17 protein-coding genes are annotated in these 15,685 nt (G+C 53.2%); 6 read left to right on the top strand and 11 right to left on the bottom strand.

The window, feature by feature from the left end; all coding sequences use genetic code 11:
• Nucleotides 1–114 precede the first annotated feature (114 nt).
• The gene (gene rmf / locus PGR79_RS20570; protein WP_015704906.1) at nucleotides 115–282 is read left to right on the top strand and encodes a ribosome modulation factor; all 168 of its coding nucleotides are present in this window, start codon (nucleotides 115–117) and stop codon (nucleotides 280–282) included.
• 93 nt (nucleotides 283–375) lie between these two features.
• Here rmf and fabA read toward each other — a convergent pair whose 3' ends face one another.
• Together fabA and PGR79_RS20580 are read right to left on the bottom strand one after the other, a co-directional pair.
• Nucleotides 376–894: a bifunctional 3-hydroxydecanoyl-ACP dehydratase/trans-2-decenoyl-ACP isomerase gene (gene fabA / locus PGR79_RS20575; RefSeq protein ID WP_015704907.1), complete on the bottom strand. Its 519-nt coding sequence runs from the start codon at nucleotides 892–894 to the stop codon at nucleotides 376–378.
• A 69-nt stretch (nucleotides 895–963) separates the two neighbouring features.
• The gene (locus PGR79_RS20580; protein WP_113374275.1) at nucleotides 964–2,721 is read right to left on the bottom strand and encodes an AAA family ATPase; all 1,758 of its coding nucleotides are present in this window, start codon (nucleotides 2,719–2,721) and stop codon (nucleotides 964–966) included.
• Between the two features lie 185 nt (nucleotides 2,722–2,906).
• Between PGR79_RS20580 and matP the strand changes: the two genes are divergently transcribed.
• Nucleotides 2,907–3,359, top strand: a complete 453-nt coding sequence (matP, locus tag PGR79_RS20585) for a macrodomain Ter protein MatP (RefSeq protein WP_087858129.1) — start codon at nucleotides 2,907–2,909, stop codon at nucleotides 3,357–3,359.
• A 93-nt stretch (nucleotides 3,360–3,452) separates the two neighbouring features.
• Here the strand turns inward: matP and ompA are convergent, their stop codons facing one another.
• A complete protein-coding gene (gene ompA / locus PGR79_RS20590) occupies nucleotides 3,453–4,505 on the bottom strand; it encodes a porin OmpA (protein ID WP_087858164.1) in 1,053 nt (350 codons plus the stop codon).
• Nucleotides 4,506–4,857: 352 nt separating this feature from the next.
• A complete protein-coding gene (gene sulA, locus PGR79_RS20595) occupies nucleotides 4,858–5,367 on the bottom strand; it encodes an SOS-induced cell division inhibitor SulA (protein WP_087858128.1) in 510 nt (169 codons plus the stop codon).
• A 449-nt stretch (nucleotides 5,368–5,816) separates the two neighbouring features.
• On the opposite strand from sulA, the gene PGR79_RS20600 reads away from it, so the two are divergent.
• Nucleotides 5,817–6,440, top strand: a complete 624-nt coding sequence (locus PGR79_RS20600; protein WP_183269027.1) for a TfoX/Sxy family DNA transformation protein — start codon at nucleotides 5,817–5,819, stop codon at nucleotides 6,438–6,440.
• Here the strand turns inward: PGR79_RS20600 and yccS are convergent.
• A complete protein-coding gene (yccS, locus tag PGR79_RS20605; protein WP_087858126.1) occupies nucleotides 6,428–8,563 on the bottom strand; it encodes a YccS family putative transporter in 2,136 nt (711 codons plus the stop codon). The genes PGR79_RS20600 and yccS overlap by 13 nt on opposite strands.
• 17 nt (nucleotides 8,564–8,580) lie before the next feature.
• The gene (locus PGR79_RS20610) at nucleotides 8,581–9,027 is read right to left on the bottom strand and encodes a YccF domain-containing protein (protein ID WP_020079238.1); all 447 of its coding nucleotides are present in this window, start codon (nucleotides 9,025–9,027) and stop codon (nucleotides 8,581–8,583) included.
• A gap of 123 nt (nucleotides 9,028–9,150) precedes the next feature.
• Here PGR79_RS20610 and helD point away from each other — a divergent pair, with 123 nt between their 5' ends.
• Entirely contained in the window at nucleotides 9,151–11,205 is a 2,055-nt protein-coding gene (gene helD / locus PGR79_RS20615) for a DNA helicase IV (RefSeq protein WP_430922423.1), read from the top strand.
• A gap of 30 nt (nucleotides 11,206–11,235) precedes the next feature.
• On the opposite strand, the gene mgsA is transcribed toward helD, so the two are convergent.
• A complete protein-coding gene (gene mgsA, locus PGR79_RS20620; RefSeq protein WP_015367424.1) occupies nucleotides 11,236–11,694 on the bottom strand; it encodes a methylglyoxal synthase in 459 nt (152 codons plus the stop codon).
• A gap of 157 nt (nucleotides 11,695–11,851) precedes the next feature.
• Between mgsA and PGR79_RS20625 the strand changes: the two genes are divergently transcribed.
• Nucleotides 11,852–12,265 carry a CoA-binding protein gene (locus tag PGR79_RS20625; protein WP_087858124.1) on the top strand — a complete coding sequence of 138 codons (414 nt, stop codon included), beginning with the start codon at nucleotides 11,852–11,854 and terminating at the stop codon, nucleotides 12,263–12,265.
• 56 nt (nucleotides 12,266–12,321) lie between these two features.
• Here the strand turns inward: PGR79_RS20625 and hspQ are convergent, their stop codons facing one another.
• On the bottom strand, nucleotides 12,322–12,639 hold the full coding sequence (gene hspQ / locus PGR79_RS20630; protein ID WP_015367415.1) for a heat shock protein HspQ: 318 nt from the start codon (nucleotides 12,637–12,639) through the stop codon (nucleotides 12,322–12,324).
• A gap of 98 nt (nucleotides 12,640–12,737) precedes the next feature.
• Nucleotides 12,738–13,940 (bottom strand): 23S rRNA (cytosine(1962)-C(5))-methyltransferase RlmI, encoded by a 1,203-nt coding sequence (gene rlmI / locus PGR79_RS20635; RefSeq protein ID WP_015367414.1) that lies wholly within the window; start codon nucleotides 13,938–13,940, stop codon nucleotides 12,738–12,740.
• Between the two features lie 182 nt (nucleotides 13,941–14,122).
• On the opposite strand from rlmI, the gene yccX reads away from it, so the two are divergent.
• A complete protein-coding gene (gene yccX, locus PGR79_RS20640) occupies nucleotides 14,123–14,404 on the top strand; it encodes an acylphosphatase (RefSeq protein WP_430922425.1) in 282 nt (93 codons plus the stop codon).
• On the opposite strand, the gene tusE is transcribed toward yccX, so the two are convergent.
• The gene (tusE, locus tag PGR79_RS20645; RefSeq protein WP_045360166.1) at nucleotides 14,401–14,730 is read right to left on the bottom strand and encodes a sulfurtransferase TusE; all 330 of its coding nucleotides are present in this window, start codon (nucleotides 14,728–14,730) and stop codon (nucleotides 14,401–14,403) included. The two genes, yccX and tusE, sit on opposite strands and share 4 nt — an antisense overlap.
• An 87-nt stretch (nucleotides 14,731–14,817) precedes the next feature.
• The gene (gene yccA, locus PGR79_RS20650) at nucleotides 14,818–15,477 is read right to left on the bottom strand and encodes an FtsH protease modulator YccA (protein WP_015704916.1); all 660 of its coding nucleotides are present in this window, start codon (nucleotides 15,475–15,477) and stop codon (nucleotides 14,818–14,820) included.
• Nucleotides 15,478–15,685: the final 208 nt, after the last annotated feature.

Below are 15,685 nucleotides of genomic sequence, written 5' to 3' on the forward strand. Positions count from 1 at the left end.
GTGAATTTTGCGCATTGACGCTGCCTGCGTTTCGCGGTAAAGGTTATACGTGGTTGCATATTTAGTGACCACTGTTTTCTTTTCCACCAGATCAAATAATGAGGGAAACGAGGCATGAAGAGACAAAAACGAGATCGCCTGGAACGGGCACATCAGCGTGGATATCAGGCCGGCATTACCGGCAGATCGAAAGAAATGTGTCCCTACCAGACCCTTAATCAGAGGTCCCATTGGCTAGGAGGTTGGCGAGAAGCCATGGAGGACAGGGTGCAAACTGCCTGACTGTCTCTTTAAAAAAGAAGCCTTCGCTCTGCGAAGGCTTCGCCTTTTGTGCTTCAGGACCTTTTGTACTTCAGAATAAGTACGGAAGGTAAATCAGAACGCGGAAGTATCCTGGAACAGACCTACTTTCAGGTCAGTCGCAGAGTAGATCAGACGACCATCAACCAGCACTTCGCCATCCGCCAGGCCCATGATCAGGCGACGGTTTACAATGCGTTTGAAGTGGATACGATAGGTGACTTTTTTCGCCGTCGGCAGAATCTGACCGGTAAATTTCACTTCGCCTACGCCCAGCGCACGGCCTTTCCCTTCACCGCCCAGCCAGCCCAGATAGAAGCCAACCAGTTGCCACATTGCGTCCAGACCCAGACAGCCAGGCATTACCGGGTCGCCGATGAAGTGACAACCGAAGAACCACAGGTCCGGGTTGATGTCGAGCTCAGCTTCAACGTAACCCTTGTCGTAGTTGCCGCCGGTTTCGGTCATCTTGACGACGCGGTCCATCATCAGCATGCTCGGCGCCGGCAGTTGCGGGCCTTTCGCGCCAAACAGTTCACCACGACCAGAGGCAAGAAGATCTTCTTTTGTATAGGATTCGCGTTTATCTACCATGTTTTCAGTAAGCCTTATTTTGAGTTCGGGACGCAGGATAGCTAACACGTGTAAGCTGAACAAGTCCGATCAGTTCGAATTTGATCCGCCTAACCAGCGTAACGGCCATGGAAAACGATGGCGAGTCTCTTGTTGCATCGCCTGCGCAATCCGTTCCTGAATAGTTTGTCGTAGCGTTTGTCCTTCACCATCCCATTGCAGCTGGGTGAGAAGCGGCAGGGCTTCGGTAACATCATCAATGGCCCAGATAAAGAACTGCTCATCAGCCACGGCCTGGCGAAGTTCCTGGGCGAGGCTCAGATGGCGGACGTTGGCAGATGGGATAATGACGCCTTGCTTGCCTGTTAATCCGCGCTGCTGACAGATGGTGAAGAAACCTTCAATCTTTTCGTTTAGTCCGCCGACCGGCTGGACGCGACCGAACTGATCGACCGAACCGGTAATTGCAATACTCTGGTTGATTGGCACATTGGCCAGCGCGCTGATGAGAGCGCACAGTTCAGCCATTGAGGCGCTATCGCCATCCACTTCACTGTAGGACTGCTCGAAGGTCAGTGATGCGCTAAACGGCAGCTGCTGTTCAAGTTCAAGCTCGGACATGATAAAGGCCTGCATGATCATCATGCCTTTGGCGTGAATATTGCCGCCCAGTTCAGCTTTGCGTTCTACATCAATAAATTCGCCATCGCCGATATGCACTACGCAGCTGATGCGCGAAGGTTCGCCAAAGGCGCGCGGGTGGCCTGGAAACTCGATTACCGACAGGGCGTTGATCTGACCGATGCATTCGCCTTCGGTATCAATCATTATCTGATCGAGAAGAATTTCATCGCGCATCCGCTCGGCAAGATAGCCTTCACGCCATTCACGGCGCTCAAGCATGGTTTGCATCTCCGCGCCGCTAATCAATTCGCCTTCGCTGAAGGCTGCCGCTTCACGCAGCTGGCGACTAATCCAGAGAGGGGAAAGCGGAAGCGTCTCCTGATCGCCGGTGTCTCGCGCGCCTTCTGCAATCAGCAGCGGCCATGCGTCCGCCGCCGGCCCCGGCAGCGAAAGCTGACGAGCATTCTGCCAGACCCACTGGCACCAGAGTTTCAGGGTGTCGGCATCGGCTATCTGCAGGTTGTCTTCATACTCGCTGTAAATGGCCTGCGACGCGAGTTCCGGTTCCATCTCCTGAAAGTCAGCCAGCGCATCGCGCTCGCCGATCAGAATGATCCTCAGGTTCAGCGGCATGGAGGGAATGCTAACGGGAAGAGGGCGGGATTCGTCAATGGACAACCAATCAAAACGCTGACGGGTCACCATGTTCTTCAGGCGCATCCATAGCAGCGGCTGGGCCAGTAGCGCACGCAGGGAGAGCAACAGGACGCCACCGTTCGCGCGGTGCACCAGACCCGGCTGCAGCGAAATTTCGCCGTTAAACTGGCGTACGCAACCAAAGAGCTGCTCCGCTTCAATCCAGTCGGCGGATTCAACCGGACCGTTGCTGGCAAAATTGTCTTCCGCGCTTTGTGCCGGCGACATGGTTACGTTGCCGCCGTTGACCTGATAGCGTACACCGCATAGCGCTGTCGTGGGCTGCTGCAGGCTGCGGGCGGCTTCGGCTACCCAATGCAGATACTCCGGCTCTTCCGGCGCCTTTACCAGCATAAATGATGAAATGGCTGGCGTGACCAGAAGCTGTTCCAGCGCATAAAATAAACGGGGTTGTAGATCGCCGGCGAGGGATGCCTCTGTCTCGGCGAGATTGACCTGGGTAAACAGCGCCTGATAACTTTCCGTATCAGGAGCGAGGTCGTTTCGGGTAAGTTTCGTAATGGTCAAAGTCGCTGTTTTTTAGTCAGATGTAAAACGAGCGATTATACCCGATGCCGCGTCTGAGCACACGGAGGATTGCGTTTATCACGTTGATAATGGAATCGTCCACATCACGAAAGATGATTTATTCTCAGCACATCCAGAAAAAACTGATATCCTGAAATGAGTTACACGGTCACATTGAGATCGCAATGAAATATCAACAACTGGAAAACCTTGAAAGCGGCTGGAAATGGAAATATCTGGTAAAGAAGCACCGGGAAGGTGAGCTGATTACCCGCTACATTGAAGCCAGCGCTGCGCAAGCCGCGGTCGATGTCTTGCTGACGCTCGAAAATGAACCTGTTCTGGTGAATACCTGGATCGATCAGCATATGAATCCGGAGCTGGTTAACCGGATGAAGCAGACTATTCGCGCACGACGCAAGCGTCATTTTAACGCCGAGCATCAGCATACGCGGAAAAAGTCCATCGATCTGGAGTTCGTTGTATGGCAACGCCTGGCCGGGCTTGCCCAACGGCGAGGAAAGACATTATCAGAAACCATCGTACAGCTGATTGAAGACGCCGAGCATAAAGAAAAATATGCCAGCAAGATGTCGAGCCTGAAGCACGATCTGCAGGTGCTCTTAGGAAAAGAGTAAGTCCCGCTACGATGTCGCTCTTTATTTTTCCTTTGAACTCAAAATCAGGCCAAAAAAAACCCCGCATAAGCGGGGTTTTTTATCGTAGAAAACTTAAGCCTGCGGCTGAGTTACTACGTCTTTGTAACCTTTAACTTCGATCGCTACGCGACGATCCGGAGCCAGGCAGTCGATCAGTGCAGCGCGAGCTTTCACGTTGTCACAGGTGTTGCCGGTAACCGGATCAGATTTGCCCATACCGCGAGCAGAGATCTTGTTAGAAGGGATACCTTTAGCTACGAGGTAGTCAACAACGGACTGAGCACGTTTCTCAGACAGTTTCTGGTTGTACTGCTCGGAACCGATGCGGTCGGTGTAACCCAGAACAACTGCAGAACCGTCTTTCGGATCCATGTTGCTCAGCTGGGTGTACAGCTGATCCAGAGCCTGCTGACCTTCTGGTTTCAGAGTTGCTTTGTTGAAGTTGAACAGTACGTCAGACTTCAGGGTGAAGGTCTTGGTGGTGACTTCCGGAGCCGGAGCTGGAGCCGGAGCTACAACCGGTGCATTGTCTTCCTGACCGAAACGGTAGGAAACACCAACGCTCAGCATGCCGTTGTCCGGACGAACGCCTACAGTGCCTGCGTCGCCGATGTTGTTAACCCACTGGTATTCCAGACGGGTAGCGATGTCACGGGTCATAGCCCACTCAACGCCGCCAGCGAATACTGGGGAAACGCCGGTGTCGTGGTTGTCGCCAGCGATGCTGTTGCTGGAGTCAGCGCGCCATACCATGCCGCCCAGACGGGTGTAGATGTCCAGATCGTCAGTGATCGGGTAACCCAGTTTAGCGGTCAGCTGAACGCCCTGAGCTTTGAATGCGCCGTTAACTTTGTCGCCTTTGTAAGGCATACGGCCCAGCCAGTCGTAACCCATTTCGAAACCGAGGTACGGGTTAACCTGATAACCACCGAACGCACCAGCGCCCAGCTGGCTTTCGTGGGTCGGGCCATTGTTGTTCAGGTTGCTGTTGTACCAGCCGGTGTCATGGAACTGGGACCAACCCAGTTTACCACCTGCATACCAGGTGTTATCTTTCGGAGCGGCCTGCGCTACGGTAGCGAAGCCAGCCAGTGCCACTGCAATCGCGATAGCTGTCTTTTTCATTTTTTGCGCCTCATTATCATCCAAAATTCGCCATGAAGGTACATAAGACCTCACGGTTAAATCCTTCACCGGGGGCGTGACTCGTTGTTAACTATGCTGATACATGCAGCGTAAGCCGATCACCCCTGGCGATGTAAAGTCTACAACTTAGTTAGAAACTTACAAGTGTGAACTCGGTCAGGCATATGAAAAAAAAGGGTTGTATACACAATATTTAACAAATATGGTTAATTTGTGAACACGGTAAAAAGTCGCAAAACCGCACCACACCGGGATCTCAGTGAAATTAACCACTTTGTGAGAATGGTTTTTGATGAGGCAAAAAAAATTCCAGGATTAATCCTAATTTCACTCAATGATATAAATTTGAGTGAATTTTTAGCCCACTTAATTGTCTCCCAGGCTGGCTTGTATTTCTCACCGGGCGCATGATAAAGCCCATCGCATGACCTTCTTCTGCAGCCTGCGCCAGACGTTCATGCTCTTGTTCAGTGAGTTCATCCGCCAGCCAGCCGATAACCACGCTATAATTCCCGGTACGTAAAGCGCGAATCATCGATTCCAGAGTGTTGCAGGGCGACATCTGGTTAATTTGCATCACTTTTGATAACGGCAGACCGGATGATTGTACCCATTCTTTACTCAGCTTCTGCTGCGGCGTGAGCCACAGCTGCCAGCGCGACTGCTGGCCCAACTGTTGTAATAAAGGTAGCAACAAAAGCTGCGTCATCATGGGTTGATCTTCGCGATAGACGATTTCACTAATCAGCCCAGTGGCTGAATGTTCGACGACGCTGTGCGAAGGGCGACGTACTGAAGCCGAAGTCAGTGGTGAACGATTTGCGTGAGCTGAAGTAAACATAGTCTATCCCGCCTGTGAGTTACTGTATGCATATACAGTATATCTGCCAGGGGTTAACGTCAACCTCATTTTCCCATTTTCGCATATATTTTATTCACTCTCCTCGCCTATGAATCAGAGCCGCAGCGACTTATTTATATGAATTCACGGTCTCTGTGCTGAACCCGCTGGAGACATTCTCCTCCATTAATCTCTACTTCACGGCTGCCGACCATGTCGTCAATGGGGCCGATATGCTGTTCATCAATTAACATTGCTTAAGTATTCAGCGAGTCTCTGCAACAGGATTTGCAGAATAACTTTTTCCTGAAAGCGCCTCGCAAAACGGCGAGCTGGTTGAAATGAAGCCAAAATTCATCTTGCTGCACAAAACGAACTCACTTATTTTCTTCAATAACGGATCCGTTAATAAAATTACTTTTATGTCCATGATTACCAAAGGAATGATCATGAAGAAAATTTCAAAATTACGGTTCCTCCAGTTTCAGGAGTGCCTTTCCCCCTTAGGCAAAATCAGTAGCCGGCCTTTATTTGGCGGATACAGCCTGGCGATAGAGAATACCGTGTTTGCCATGGTGGCCGAGGGCGAAATCTATCTTAGAGTGTGTGAGCAAAGCGCAGAATATCGGGTCGAGCATCATAGCCCAATGCTAATCATGCGCAAAAATGGTCGGCCGGTGGCGCTAAAATATTACCGTATAGATGAAGCATTATGGCAGGACAGTAAAATGCTGTTTCATCTCTCGAAACTGTCATTGCATACGGCGCGTAGCGAAAAGCAGCATCAGCGTGATTCCGGCAGGCTAAAGGATTTGCCTAATATCAGTTTCCACATGGAATTGATGTTGATTCATGCTGGAATAACCGATGTGAAAATGTTGCGTACAATCGGTGCGGAAAAAAGCTGGTTAAAATTGAGGGAGCATAATAAAGGAATATCAATCAATGTCCTCGAGTCCCTGGCGGGCGCGATTGCCGGCACCCATTCCGCCGCGCTCCCGGCGCAGCGGCGCCAGGAGCTACGGGAGTGGGCTAATACGCAAGGATACGGCGTGGAGGATTACTCCGGTTGACCGGCAATCCGGCGCTGCAGGCGACATATTTCGGGCAGCAGTGCGAGCAGTAGCCCAATCTGCTGCAGGACCAATGGTTCTTTACTGTCGGCTCGCGGTTCCAGATGCTGAATTCGCGATTGCAGATTGCTGAGCGCCAGCTGAACGCGCTGTTCGTCCGCGGGAGAATGATGCAGCGCATCATCAACGTAGCAGACGGCGTCATCGAGTAGCGCCAGTATTTCCGGAGTCGTCAGCTTTTCCCTGTGCGCCCCCAATGCGGAAATATAGCTGGTAAAAGTATGGTTCAGGCACAGCAGGCGGAATGCCGTTTCACGCATTGTGTTATCGGCTTTGGGCTCTGTGGATAAATTGGATACCACTGATGCCAGCTCGCTATCCCGGTTATGTGCATTACGCCTGGCGACGCGATACTCAAGACGGTTGTCGCGCCCCTGATGATACTGCTCAAGAATAGCGTCCAGATAACGGCAGTTAGCGTTGATAGCCTGATCCAGTACGCGAGGTAAATTACGGAAGTTCCAGTCTGGCCAGATAAAGGTCACTGCCGCCCAGGCGATAGCGCAGCCGATTAATGTATCGAGGATACGCGGCAAAGCGACTTCGAATCCCTCGCCCAACAGGTTAAAGCACAGCAGTACCAGCAGCGTGATAAACATAGTGGCATGCGCATACTGGACGTTGCGAAAAGCGAAAAATAGCACACCGGTTAGTACTATGAGCAGCAGTTGGCCTTCGACCGAAGGAACCAGCAGCAGCACCGGTAGGCCGATCGCGACGCCAATCAATGTACCGATGATCCTTAACGCCAGGCGATGCCGGGTAGCGTTATAGTTAGGCTGGCAAACAAACAGGCTGGTGAGCAAAATCCAGTAACCGTGGTTGAGGCCGGTAAACTGAATAAAGGCATAGCCCGCGCACAGCACCAGCGACATCCGCACCGCGTGGCGGAAAAGCGCCGATTCCGGGGTCATATTACTGCGCAGCCGTAACCAAATGTCGCTAAACCCGCTGGGGCGATCGTCTGCAAGCAGGTTTTCGGGGTGGTTGCTGGCCAGCACGCTGGTTTGCACCGATTCGATGGTTGCCAATTGCGCATCAATGGCGCGCAGGTTATTGAGCAGAAAACCCAGCGCTTTGACCTGATCTTGCGGCGCGCCGCTGGCGCGGACGCGATCCAGCGCCGCGTCGAGATGCATAAAGGCGCGTTCGAAGTGCGCATCGTGCTGATACGGAATGCGTAAGAGGATGGCGCGGGAGAGTTTCTGACACGCCTGCGCCTGCATCGACAGCATCCGCTGGAAGCGGAACATCACATCGCTGTAGCGGAAATGGTCGCGAAGCGTCTGATACTGAATATGCGATGAGCTGGCACGTTCATGAATGTCCTGGGCGACGAAATAGTACTGCAGGGTGCGACGAGTACCGCGTTGCCCGCGGTCACCGCGCAGGCGCGTCAGTAAAGACGCTTTCGTCTGGTTAAGCATCGCAACCAGCTTGCCGTTAGCAAGCGCCAGATCGTACAACGGCGCCTGACTTTCATCTTCGATATCCGGATCGAACAGTCGGGATTTAAGTTCGAGATACTGCGCCAGCTGTTCATAGCTGCGCGCAAGGTTATCCTGCAGCGGGCGAATGGGAAAAATAAGATGCCCGGCGAGCGTTAATACGTTGTACCAGATGGCCCCAGCCAGCAAAAAGAGCGGCTGCAGGTACCAGCTATTATACAGAGTGACCCCTAACATGGTGTAGATAGCGATCAGTAAGGCGCCGAAAGCAATGGTGGCATAGCGTTGACCCAGCCCGCCGAGCAGGATGAACCCAGTTGTAGACAGAGTTAAGCCAATTGCAAACAGCCACGGCCATGGAAACAATAATTCCACCGACGCTGAAGCAATAAAGAAACAGACCAGCGTAATGGCGAGATTACGTAGCCGTCCGGTAAGGCGATCGTCAAGGTCGGTCAACGCCGCGGCAACCACGCCAAGCGTTAACGGGATGGTGAGTTTGACTTCGCCAATCCACCATGGCGCAATCGTGGTGCCACAAAGCGCAATAAATATCCTGGCGTTATATAACCAGGCGCTATTCCATGTATAACGGCGGAGCAGGGGGCTTAACATAACAGTGTTCCGTACAATTACTGAAAGCGACGGCGGGCGTTGGCTTCGCGCGCGGCGCGCGCCGTTTCAACGGAGACCACGCGGCGTCCTACTGGCCAAAGCGCAATGGCGGCAATTTTAAAGTTGGCGATCCCGACAGGGATACCAATGATGGTCAGGCACTGGGCGATACCGCTGAAGATATGCATCAGGCATAGCCACCAGCCAAAGAACATGAACCACAAAATGTTCAAAATAGTGCCGCCCGCGTTCAGTAAGCTGTTTTTTGCTTCAGGTTCCAGTTCATCAACATGAATGGCTTCATTACCGTAGGGGAAAAGCGATAGCCTGGTGATTTCCCAACATGAACGCGTCAGCGGTAACGTGAAGATCAAAATAATACTGACCAGCGTCGCCAGTAGCCAACCGAGCGTGGTGGCGAAACCGCCAAGAACAAAGTTCAAAATATTCAGAATGGTACGCATAAACCCTCTGTTTAACCCTATGGATAATAAGACCCGACAATTGTAACGTTTTTTTGCGCTGGAGCACCTGCTCGCGGGCGGTTAAACTTAAAAACATTCAAACTGATTGAAATTTGGCGATATATGGAACTTAAAGCGACAACATTGGGCAAACGCATGGCGCAGCATCCTTATGATAGGGTGCAGTTGCTGAATGCCGGGGTTAAAGTCTCCGGCGATCGTCATGAGTATCTTATACCTTTCAATCAGTTATTGTCAGTTCAATGTAAGCGCGGTCTGGTGTGGGGCGAGCTGGAGTTCGCGCTGCCTGAAAGCAAAGTTGTGCGTTTGCATGGTACCGAATGGACTGAGACGCAGCATTTCTTTCATCATCTCAATAATCTTTGGCAGCAGTGGAGCGCGGAGATGAGCGAAATTGCCGCGCAATTACTGCGCCAACAGTTAAGTGAAATTGAACGCGCCAGCGCCGAAGGTAAGTGGCTGACCCGCCAGCAGGTCGCCGATGTTCAGGCGAAGATACGCCGGGCCTTAACCGGACTGCCTTTTCCTGAGAGCCGTCTGGATGAATTCGATAACTGCCGCGAACTGTGGCGCCAGTGTCAATGCTGGCTTAGCGATATCGACGAGGCTCGCCTGGCGCATAATCAAGCCTATACCGAAGCCATGCTGGAACAGTATCGCGGTTTCTTCGATAAGATTGAGTCTTCGCCACTTAACCCGGCGCAGGCGCGGGCGGTGGTTAACGGCGAGCGTTCGTTGCTGGTACTTGCCGGCGCCGGTAGCGGCAAAACCTCGGTACTGGTTGCTCGTGCAGGGTGGCTGTTAAATCGCGGCGAGGCGGCAGCCGATCAGATCCTCCTACTGGCCTTTGGCCGTCAGGCGGCTCAGGAAATGGATGAACGTATTCAGGAGCGATTGGGAACCGACGAGATTGCTGCGCGGACTTTCCATTCACTGGCGTTACATATTATTCAGCAGGGCAGCAAGAAGGTGCCGGCGATCAGTAAGCTGGAAAACGATACCGCCGCCCGGCAAAAGCTTTTGTTGAAGGCCTGGCAGCAGCAGTGTCAGGAGAAAAAAGCGCAGGCGAAAGGCTGGCGTCAGTGGTTGATGGATGAGATGGAGTGGCAGATTGACGAAGGCGATTTCTGGCAGGATCGCGCGCTGCTGCGTCGTCTGGCCGGTCGTCTTGACCGCTGGGTTAGTTTGATGCGTATGCATGGCGGCTCGCAGGCGGAGATGATCGCCAGCGCGCCTGAAGAGGTACGCGACCTCTTTAATAAGCGTGTGAAACTGATGGCCCCGCTGCTGAAAGCCTGGAAAACGGCGTTAAAAGAGGAGAATGCCGTTGATTTCTCAGGGCTTATACACCAGGCGGTCAACATACTGGATAAAGGCCGTTTTGTGAGCCCCTGGAAACATATTCTGGTGGATGAATTTCAGGATATCTCTCCACAGCGCGCTGAGCTGCTGGCGGCGCTGCGCCGGCAAAATAAGCAGACGACGTTATTTGCCGTCGGTGACGACTGGCAGGCTATCTATCGCTTTAGCGGCGCGCAGCTCTCTTTAACCACGGCATTTAACCACTACTTTGGCGAAGGGGACTGTTGCGCGCTGGATACCACCTATCGATTTAACGGTCGTATCGGCGAGATCGCCAACGGTTTTATTCAGCAAAACCCGCATCAGTTGGCTAAGCCGCTGAATAGCCTGACCGCTGGCGATAAGAAAGCGGTGACCCTGCTGCCCGATGATAAACTCGACGATCTGCTCGACAAGCTAAGCGGCTACGTTAAACCCGAACAGCGGATTTTGTTGCTGGCGCGCTATCACCATCTGAAACCCGCCGCGCTGGAAAAGGCCGCAACGCGTTGGCCGCATCTGCAGCTAGATTTTATGACAATTCATGCCAGCAAAGGCCAGCAGGCCGATTTTGTTATTGTGTTGGGCTTGCAGGAGGGTGATGACGCCTTCCCGGCGCCGGCCAGAGAGTCGGTAATGGAACAGGCATTGCTGCCACAGCCGGAAGATTTCCCTGATGCTGAAGAGCGTCGGCTACTGTATGTGGCGATAACCCGCGCCCGCCTGCGGGTCTGGCTGCTGTTCAATAAAGAACGACCATCGCCGTTCGTTGAGATGCTGCAGGAGCTGGGCGCGCCGGTGGCGCGAAAGCCCTGAGCATCGGCGACCTTGAGGCCGCCGCGGGTATTACTTCAGGCGCTCGGCAAGGTAGCGCTGGTAATCAGGGATGAGAATTTCAATCGGTTGATTAAAGTCCGGCGACTGGATGATAAAGTCAGCGGTGGCGGCATTCGTGGCTACCGGAATATTCCAAACCGTCGCCAGACGCAGGAGCGCTTTGACGTCAGGATCGTGCGGCACTGCATTCAGCGGATCCCAGAAGAAGATCAGTACATCAATTTTCCCTTCCGAAATCAGCGCGCCCACCTGCTGGTCGCCGCCCATCGGGCCGCTCAACATTGCTTTTACTTCCAGTCCGGTGGCGCGTGAAACCAGATTGCCGGTGGTCCCGGTAGCATAAAGCTGGTGCTGTGCCAGTAGCGCCTGGTGACGTTCGACCCATTTCATCAGCAGATCTTTACAGTGATCGTGTGCTACCAGCGCGATATGTTTGCGTGCGGGTAAGGTACGTGTTGTCAGTTCCATAATGGGGTTCCACTTATATTAACTTGCAGACAGATTACTGGAAGTGACTGATGCTGCAAGCGTCGGGGAGAAAAATTTTGCCGTATCTGTGAGTTAGGCTGGATGGCTGGTTTACCCGGATTAGCTTACACTAGGGCTAAAGTGCAGGAGGATTATGATGAAAGAGAACGATATTGCCGGCATTCTGACTACCACCCGGACAATTGCGCTGGTAGGCGCCAGCGACAAGCCAGACCGCCCGAGCTATCGGGTCATGCGATATCTGCTGGAACAGGGATATCACGTCATCCCGGTTTCGCCCAAGGTGGCGGGCAAAACGCTGCTCGGTCAACAAGGCTATGCCACCCTGGCGGAGGTACCTGAAAAGGTCGATATGGTCGATGTGTTCCGCAATTCCGAAGCGGCGTGGGGCGTGGCGCAAGAGGCTGTCGCCATCGGGGCGAAAACGCTATGGATGCAGCTTGGCGTTATTAATGAACAGGCGGCGGTAATGGCGCGTGAAGCGGGATTAAATGTGGTGATGGACCGCTGTCCTGCGATTGAAATTCCGCGGCTTGGGCTGGCGAAGTAAAATAAAAAACCCCGTGTTAACGGGGTTTTTAACGAAGCATCGGGAACATAGGCCAGTCAGTTACGCAGCCGCGGCGCCTGCAACTGCTTACGGATAGTCTGCGCCAGTTCGTCCATCGACGGCTGTTCGGGATGTTCATCGCTGGCTTCACTACTGAGCTGCGCTTCCGCGAGGTAGGTGTGAACAGGCTGGCCGTCCTCATCTTCCATCACAACATGATACCAGGGGGCCGCGCGCAGTTCATCGTTGGCGCCGATTTCATCCGCGGCGGGCTCGTCAAGCGAATACTCTGGATCGATATCAACGATTACGCCAAGGTAGCCGAGTAGCGTATGGCGAACCTGTTGGCCGATACCGAATTTGCTGGCAATCATAGTCACCTCCCGGGAAACGCTGGCGCCCACTGTATCCATCATCTTCAAATGTTCTTGAGTCATGAGAATAACGTGTGGGCGATGTTCCGCTTTTCAAGTTACATGACGCGACAGGCAAACCCTTTCAGATACAGACCTTCCGGGTAGGTTGCGATCACCGGGTGATCGGCAGCCTGACGGAACTGCTCTATAAATTGTACATCACGCCCGGCATCTATTGCGGCGTCAGCGATGATTTTCTGAAATAAATCGGTGGTCATCAGGCCGGAACAGGAGAAAGTCAGCAGTACGCCACCTGGGTTCAATAGCTGGATCGCCAGCATATTAATGTCTTTATAGCCGCGGCAGGCGCCCATCAGTTGGCTTTTGTTTTCGACGAATTTCGGCGGATCCATGACGATGACATCGAATTTTTCCCCCTGATCGCGATATTTACGCAGCAGTTTGAACACGTCATCGCGTACGAATTCGGCTTTCGACAGATCCAGCTTATTCAGCTCAACGTTCTGTCTGGCGACATCCAGCGCCTCCTGTGAGGTATCAACGCTGGTGACCTGACGGCAGCCGCCCATCAGCGCAGAAACCGCGAATCCGCCGGTATAAGAGAAGCAGTTGAGGACGCGCTTATCGGCGACGTAGCGGCGGGTCGCCAGACGGCTATCGCGCTGATCGAGATAGTAACCGGTTTTATGGCCGCCCTGGATATCCACCAGCAGCTGCATACCGTGTTCGGTAATAGGCAACAGCGCCGGCGGCAGTTCACCTACCACCGGGCCCTGCGCCAGATCCAACCCTTCTTTTTTACGTACCGCCACATCGCTGCGATCGTAAATCGAGCATTGCGGGAACAGGGTCTGCAGGGCGCTAACGATAGCCGCACGCTGATACTCCGCGCCGGCGCTCAACAGCTGCAGGACGAAGAAATCACCAAAGCGATCGATTGTCACGCCAGGCAGGCCGTCGGATTCCCCGGCGATTAAACGATAGCTGTCAAGACCATCGCGCTCTGCCAGCCATTGGCGCCAGGTTTGCGCCTGCTGCAGGCGACGCTCGAAAAAAGCATTGTCGATAGCTTCATGACGATCGAAACTCCAGACACGGGCGCGGATCTGCGAGGAGGGCGAATAGGCGCCGCGAGCGAGCCATTTCCCCTGCGAATCAACGATATCGATCGTCTCGCCGGAACGAGCTTTACCTTCCATCCGGGCGACGGCGCCGGAGAAAATCCATGGATGGCGACGCAGCAGGGATTTCTCGCGTCCTTTGGCTAATACTAAGCGTGGGATAATGGAATCTGTCATGGGGCTACCTTTAAGCGACGGAGCGTCGGCACCGAAAAATGGCGCGTAGATTAGCATAACTGGCTGGGGCAAGCACCATTCCTGCCGCCGTCGGGCGGATGTTTTAGCGTCAGGCAAAAGCGAGTATGCTGGCGATAATTTGCTATGCTCTGCATCAGGATAGCGCAGTTGAGGGGGTAATAATGGCGAAGGTATGCACGATGGCGTGGGTTCACGGAGTCGTTCAGGGCGTGGGATTCCGCTATTCAACGCAGCGTGAAGCGCTGCAGCTGGGACTGACCGGTTATGCGCGAAATCTGGATGATGGCAGCGTGGAAGTGCTGGCCTGCGGACAAGCGGAACAGGTGGAAAAACTGATTGCCTGGCTTAAGGCCGGCGGTCCGCGTAGCTCAAGGGTCGACAGGGTGTTAACCGAGCCCCATCAACCCACCAGAGAGTGGCAAAAATTCGCTATTCTCTATTAAATGCACTTTACAGGCTTCGGCAGGCCGGCGATTTTCGTCGCCTGCTTGGCCGGCCCTTTGGGGAATAACCGGTACAGATAGCGGCTGTTGCCTTTCTCTTCACCGAATTTATTCGCCATTGCTTTGACCAGCATACGGATGGCTGGCGAAGTATTGAACTCCAGATAAAAATCGCGCACGAAGCGCACTACTTCCCAGTGTTCGACGGACAGGGTGATCCCTTCCTGTGCGGCGATAACTTCCGCCATCGCTTCACTCCACTGAGTCGTCTCTTTCAGATAGCCTTCGCTATCGGTCTCTATTTCACTGCCTTCAAAGATAAACATGATTTTTCACATAATGCGGAAACTGCGCGCAGTGTAGCAAAAAATAAGGCCCCGCATAAGCGAGGCCTGGTGTTGCAGGAGAGAAGGTTAGTCTCTGCTGGCGAAGCCGAGGATGCTCAGCAGGCTGACGAAAATGTTGTACAGCGAAACATACAGGCTAACGGTAGCGCGAATGTAGTTGGTCTCGCCGCCGCGGATGATGTTGCTGGTTTCAAACAAAATCGCGCCGGAAGAGATAAGGATGAACACCGCGCTGATGGCCAGATGTAGAGCCGGCAACTGCAGGAAGATGTTCGCCACCATACCAATCAGAACGACCACCACGCCCGCCATCAGCATGCCGCCGAGGAAGGACATGTCTTTGCGCGTCGTCAATACGTAAGCCGAGCAGCAGAAGAAGACCAGCGCGGTGCCGCCCAGCGCCAGGCCGATCAAATCGCCCATGCCTGCGGAGAGGTAAGCGTTCAGCATTGGCCCCAGAATGTAGCCGAGGAAGCCGGTAAAGGCGAAGGCCGCCAGAATACCGCTTGGTTTATTAGCCAGTTTGTAGGTCAGGAACATCAGACCATACATGCCCACCAGGGTGAGGATAAGCCCCGGAGACGGCAGCATCAGCACGGTGCTGGCGGTGGCGGTGATAGCCGAAAACGCCAGCGTCAGGCTGAGCAGAAAATAGGTGTTACGCAGAACTTTGTGCGTGCTGAGCAGCGATGAACGGTCACGCGATGAGGTAATTATACGATCCATGAGTCACTCTCTTATGACAGATGTAATTAGTTATGAAGCATAAGAAAAGCGAGCCGAAAGCCATAATGCTTTTACCCATCTTTACTCAGATCCCGGCGCCGGTGGGGTAGCTTTTTATTCTGGAAAAATGGATTACGACAGTATGTTTATACGTTCAGCGGCGGAAAGCAGATCTGAATCTTATAGGTCACTGAAAAATATTGCCTTA

The organism is Klebsiella sp. 141161, assembly GCF_050600815.1.
In the GTDB taxonomy this organism is placed as follows: Bacteria; Pseudomonadota; Gammaproteobacteria; order Enterobacterales; family Enterobacteriaceae; genus Klebsiella; species Klebsiella aerogenes.

Coding starts and splice junctions, on each gene's coding strand:
- PGR79_RS20600 (WP_183269027.1), top strand. CDS start 5,817: ATGAAGAAAATTTCAAAATTACGGTTCCTCCAGTTTCAGGAGTGCCTT.
- helD (WP_430922423.1), top strand. CDS start 9,151: ATGGAACTTAAAGCGACAACATTGGGCAAACGCATGGCGCAGCATCCT.
- ompA (WP_087858164.1), bottom strand. CDS start 4,505: ATGAAAAAGACAGCTATCGCGATTGCAGTGGCACTGGCTGGCTTCGCT.
- yccX (WP_430922425.1), top strand. CDS start 14,123: ATGGCGAAGGTATGCACGATGGCGTGGGTTCACGGAGTCGTTCAGGGC.
- yccA (WP_015704916.1), bottom strand. CDS start 15,477: ATGGATCGTATAATTACCTCATCGCGTGACCGTTCATCGCTGCTCAGC.
- matP (WP_087858129.1), top strand. CDS start 2,907: ATGAAATATCAACAACTGGAAAACCTTGAAAGCGGCTGGAAATGGAAA.
- fabA (WP_015704907.1), bottom strand. CDS start 894: ATGGTAGATAAACGCGAATCCTATACAAAAGAAGATCTTCTTGCCTCT.
- tusE (WP_045360166.1), bottom strand. CDS start 14,730: ATGTTTATCTTTGAAGGCAGTGAAATAGAGACCGATAGCGAAGGCTAT.
- rmf (WP_015704906.1), top strand. CDS start 115: ATGAAGAGACAAAAACGAGATCGCCTGGAACGGGCACATCAGCGTGGA.
- hspQ (WP_015367415.1), bottom strand. CDS start 12,639: ATGATTGCCAGCAAATTCGGTATCGGCCAACAGGTTCGCCATACGCTA.
- PGR79_RS20610 (WP_020079238.1), bottom strand. CDS start 9,027: ATGCGTACCATTCTGAATATTTTGAACTTTGTTCTTGGCGGTTTCGCC.
- PGR79_RS20625 (WP_087858124.1), top strand. CDS start 11,852: ATGAAAGAGAACGATATTGCCGGCATTCTGACTACCACCCGGACAATT.
- yccS (WP_087858126.1), bottom strand. CDS start 8,563: ATGTTAAGCCCCCTGCTCCGCCGTTATACATGGAATAGCGCCTGGTTA.
- rlmI (WP_015367414.1), bottom strand. CDS start 13,940: ATGACAGATTCCATTATCCCACGCTTAGTATTAGCCAAAGGACGCGAG.
- mgsA (WP_015367424.1), bottom strand. CDS start 11,694: ATGGAACTGACAACACGTACCTTACCCGCACGCAAACATATCGCGCTG.
- sulA (WP_087858128.1), bottom strand. CDS start 5,367: ATGTTTACTTCAGCTCACGCAAATCGTTCACCACTGACTTCGGCTTCA.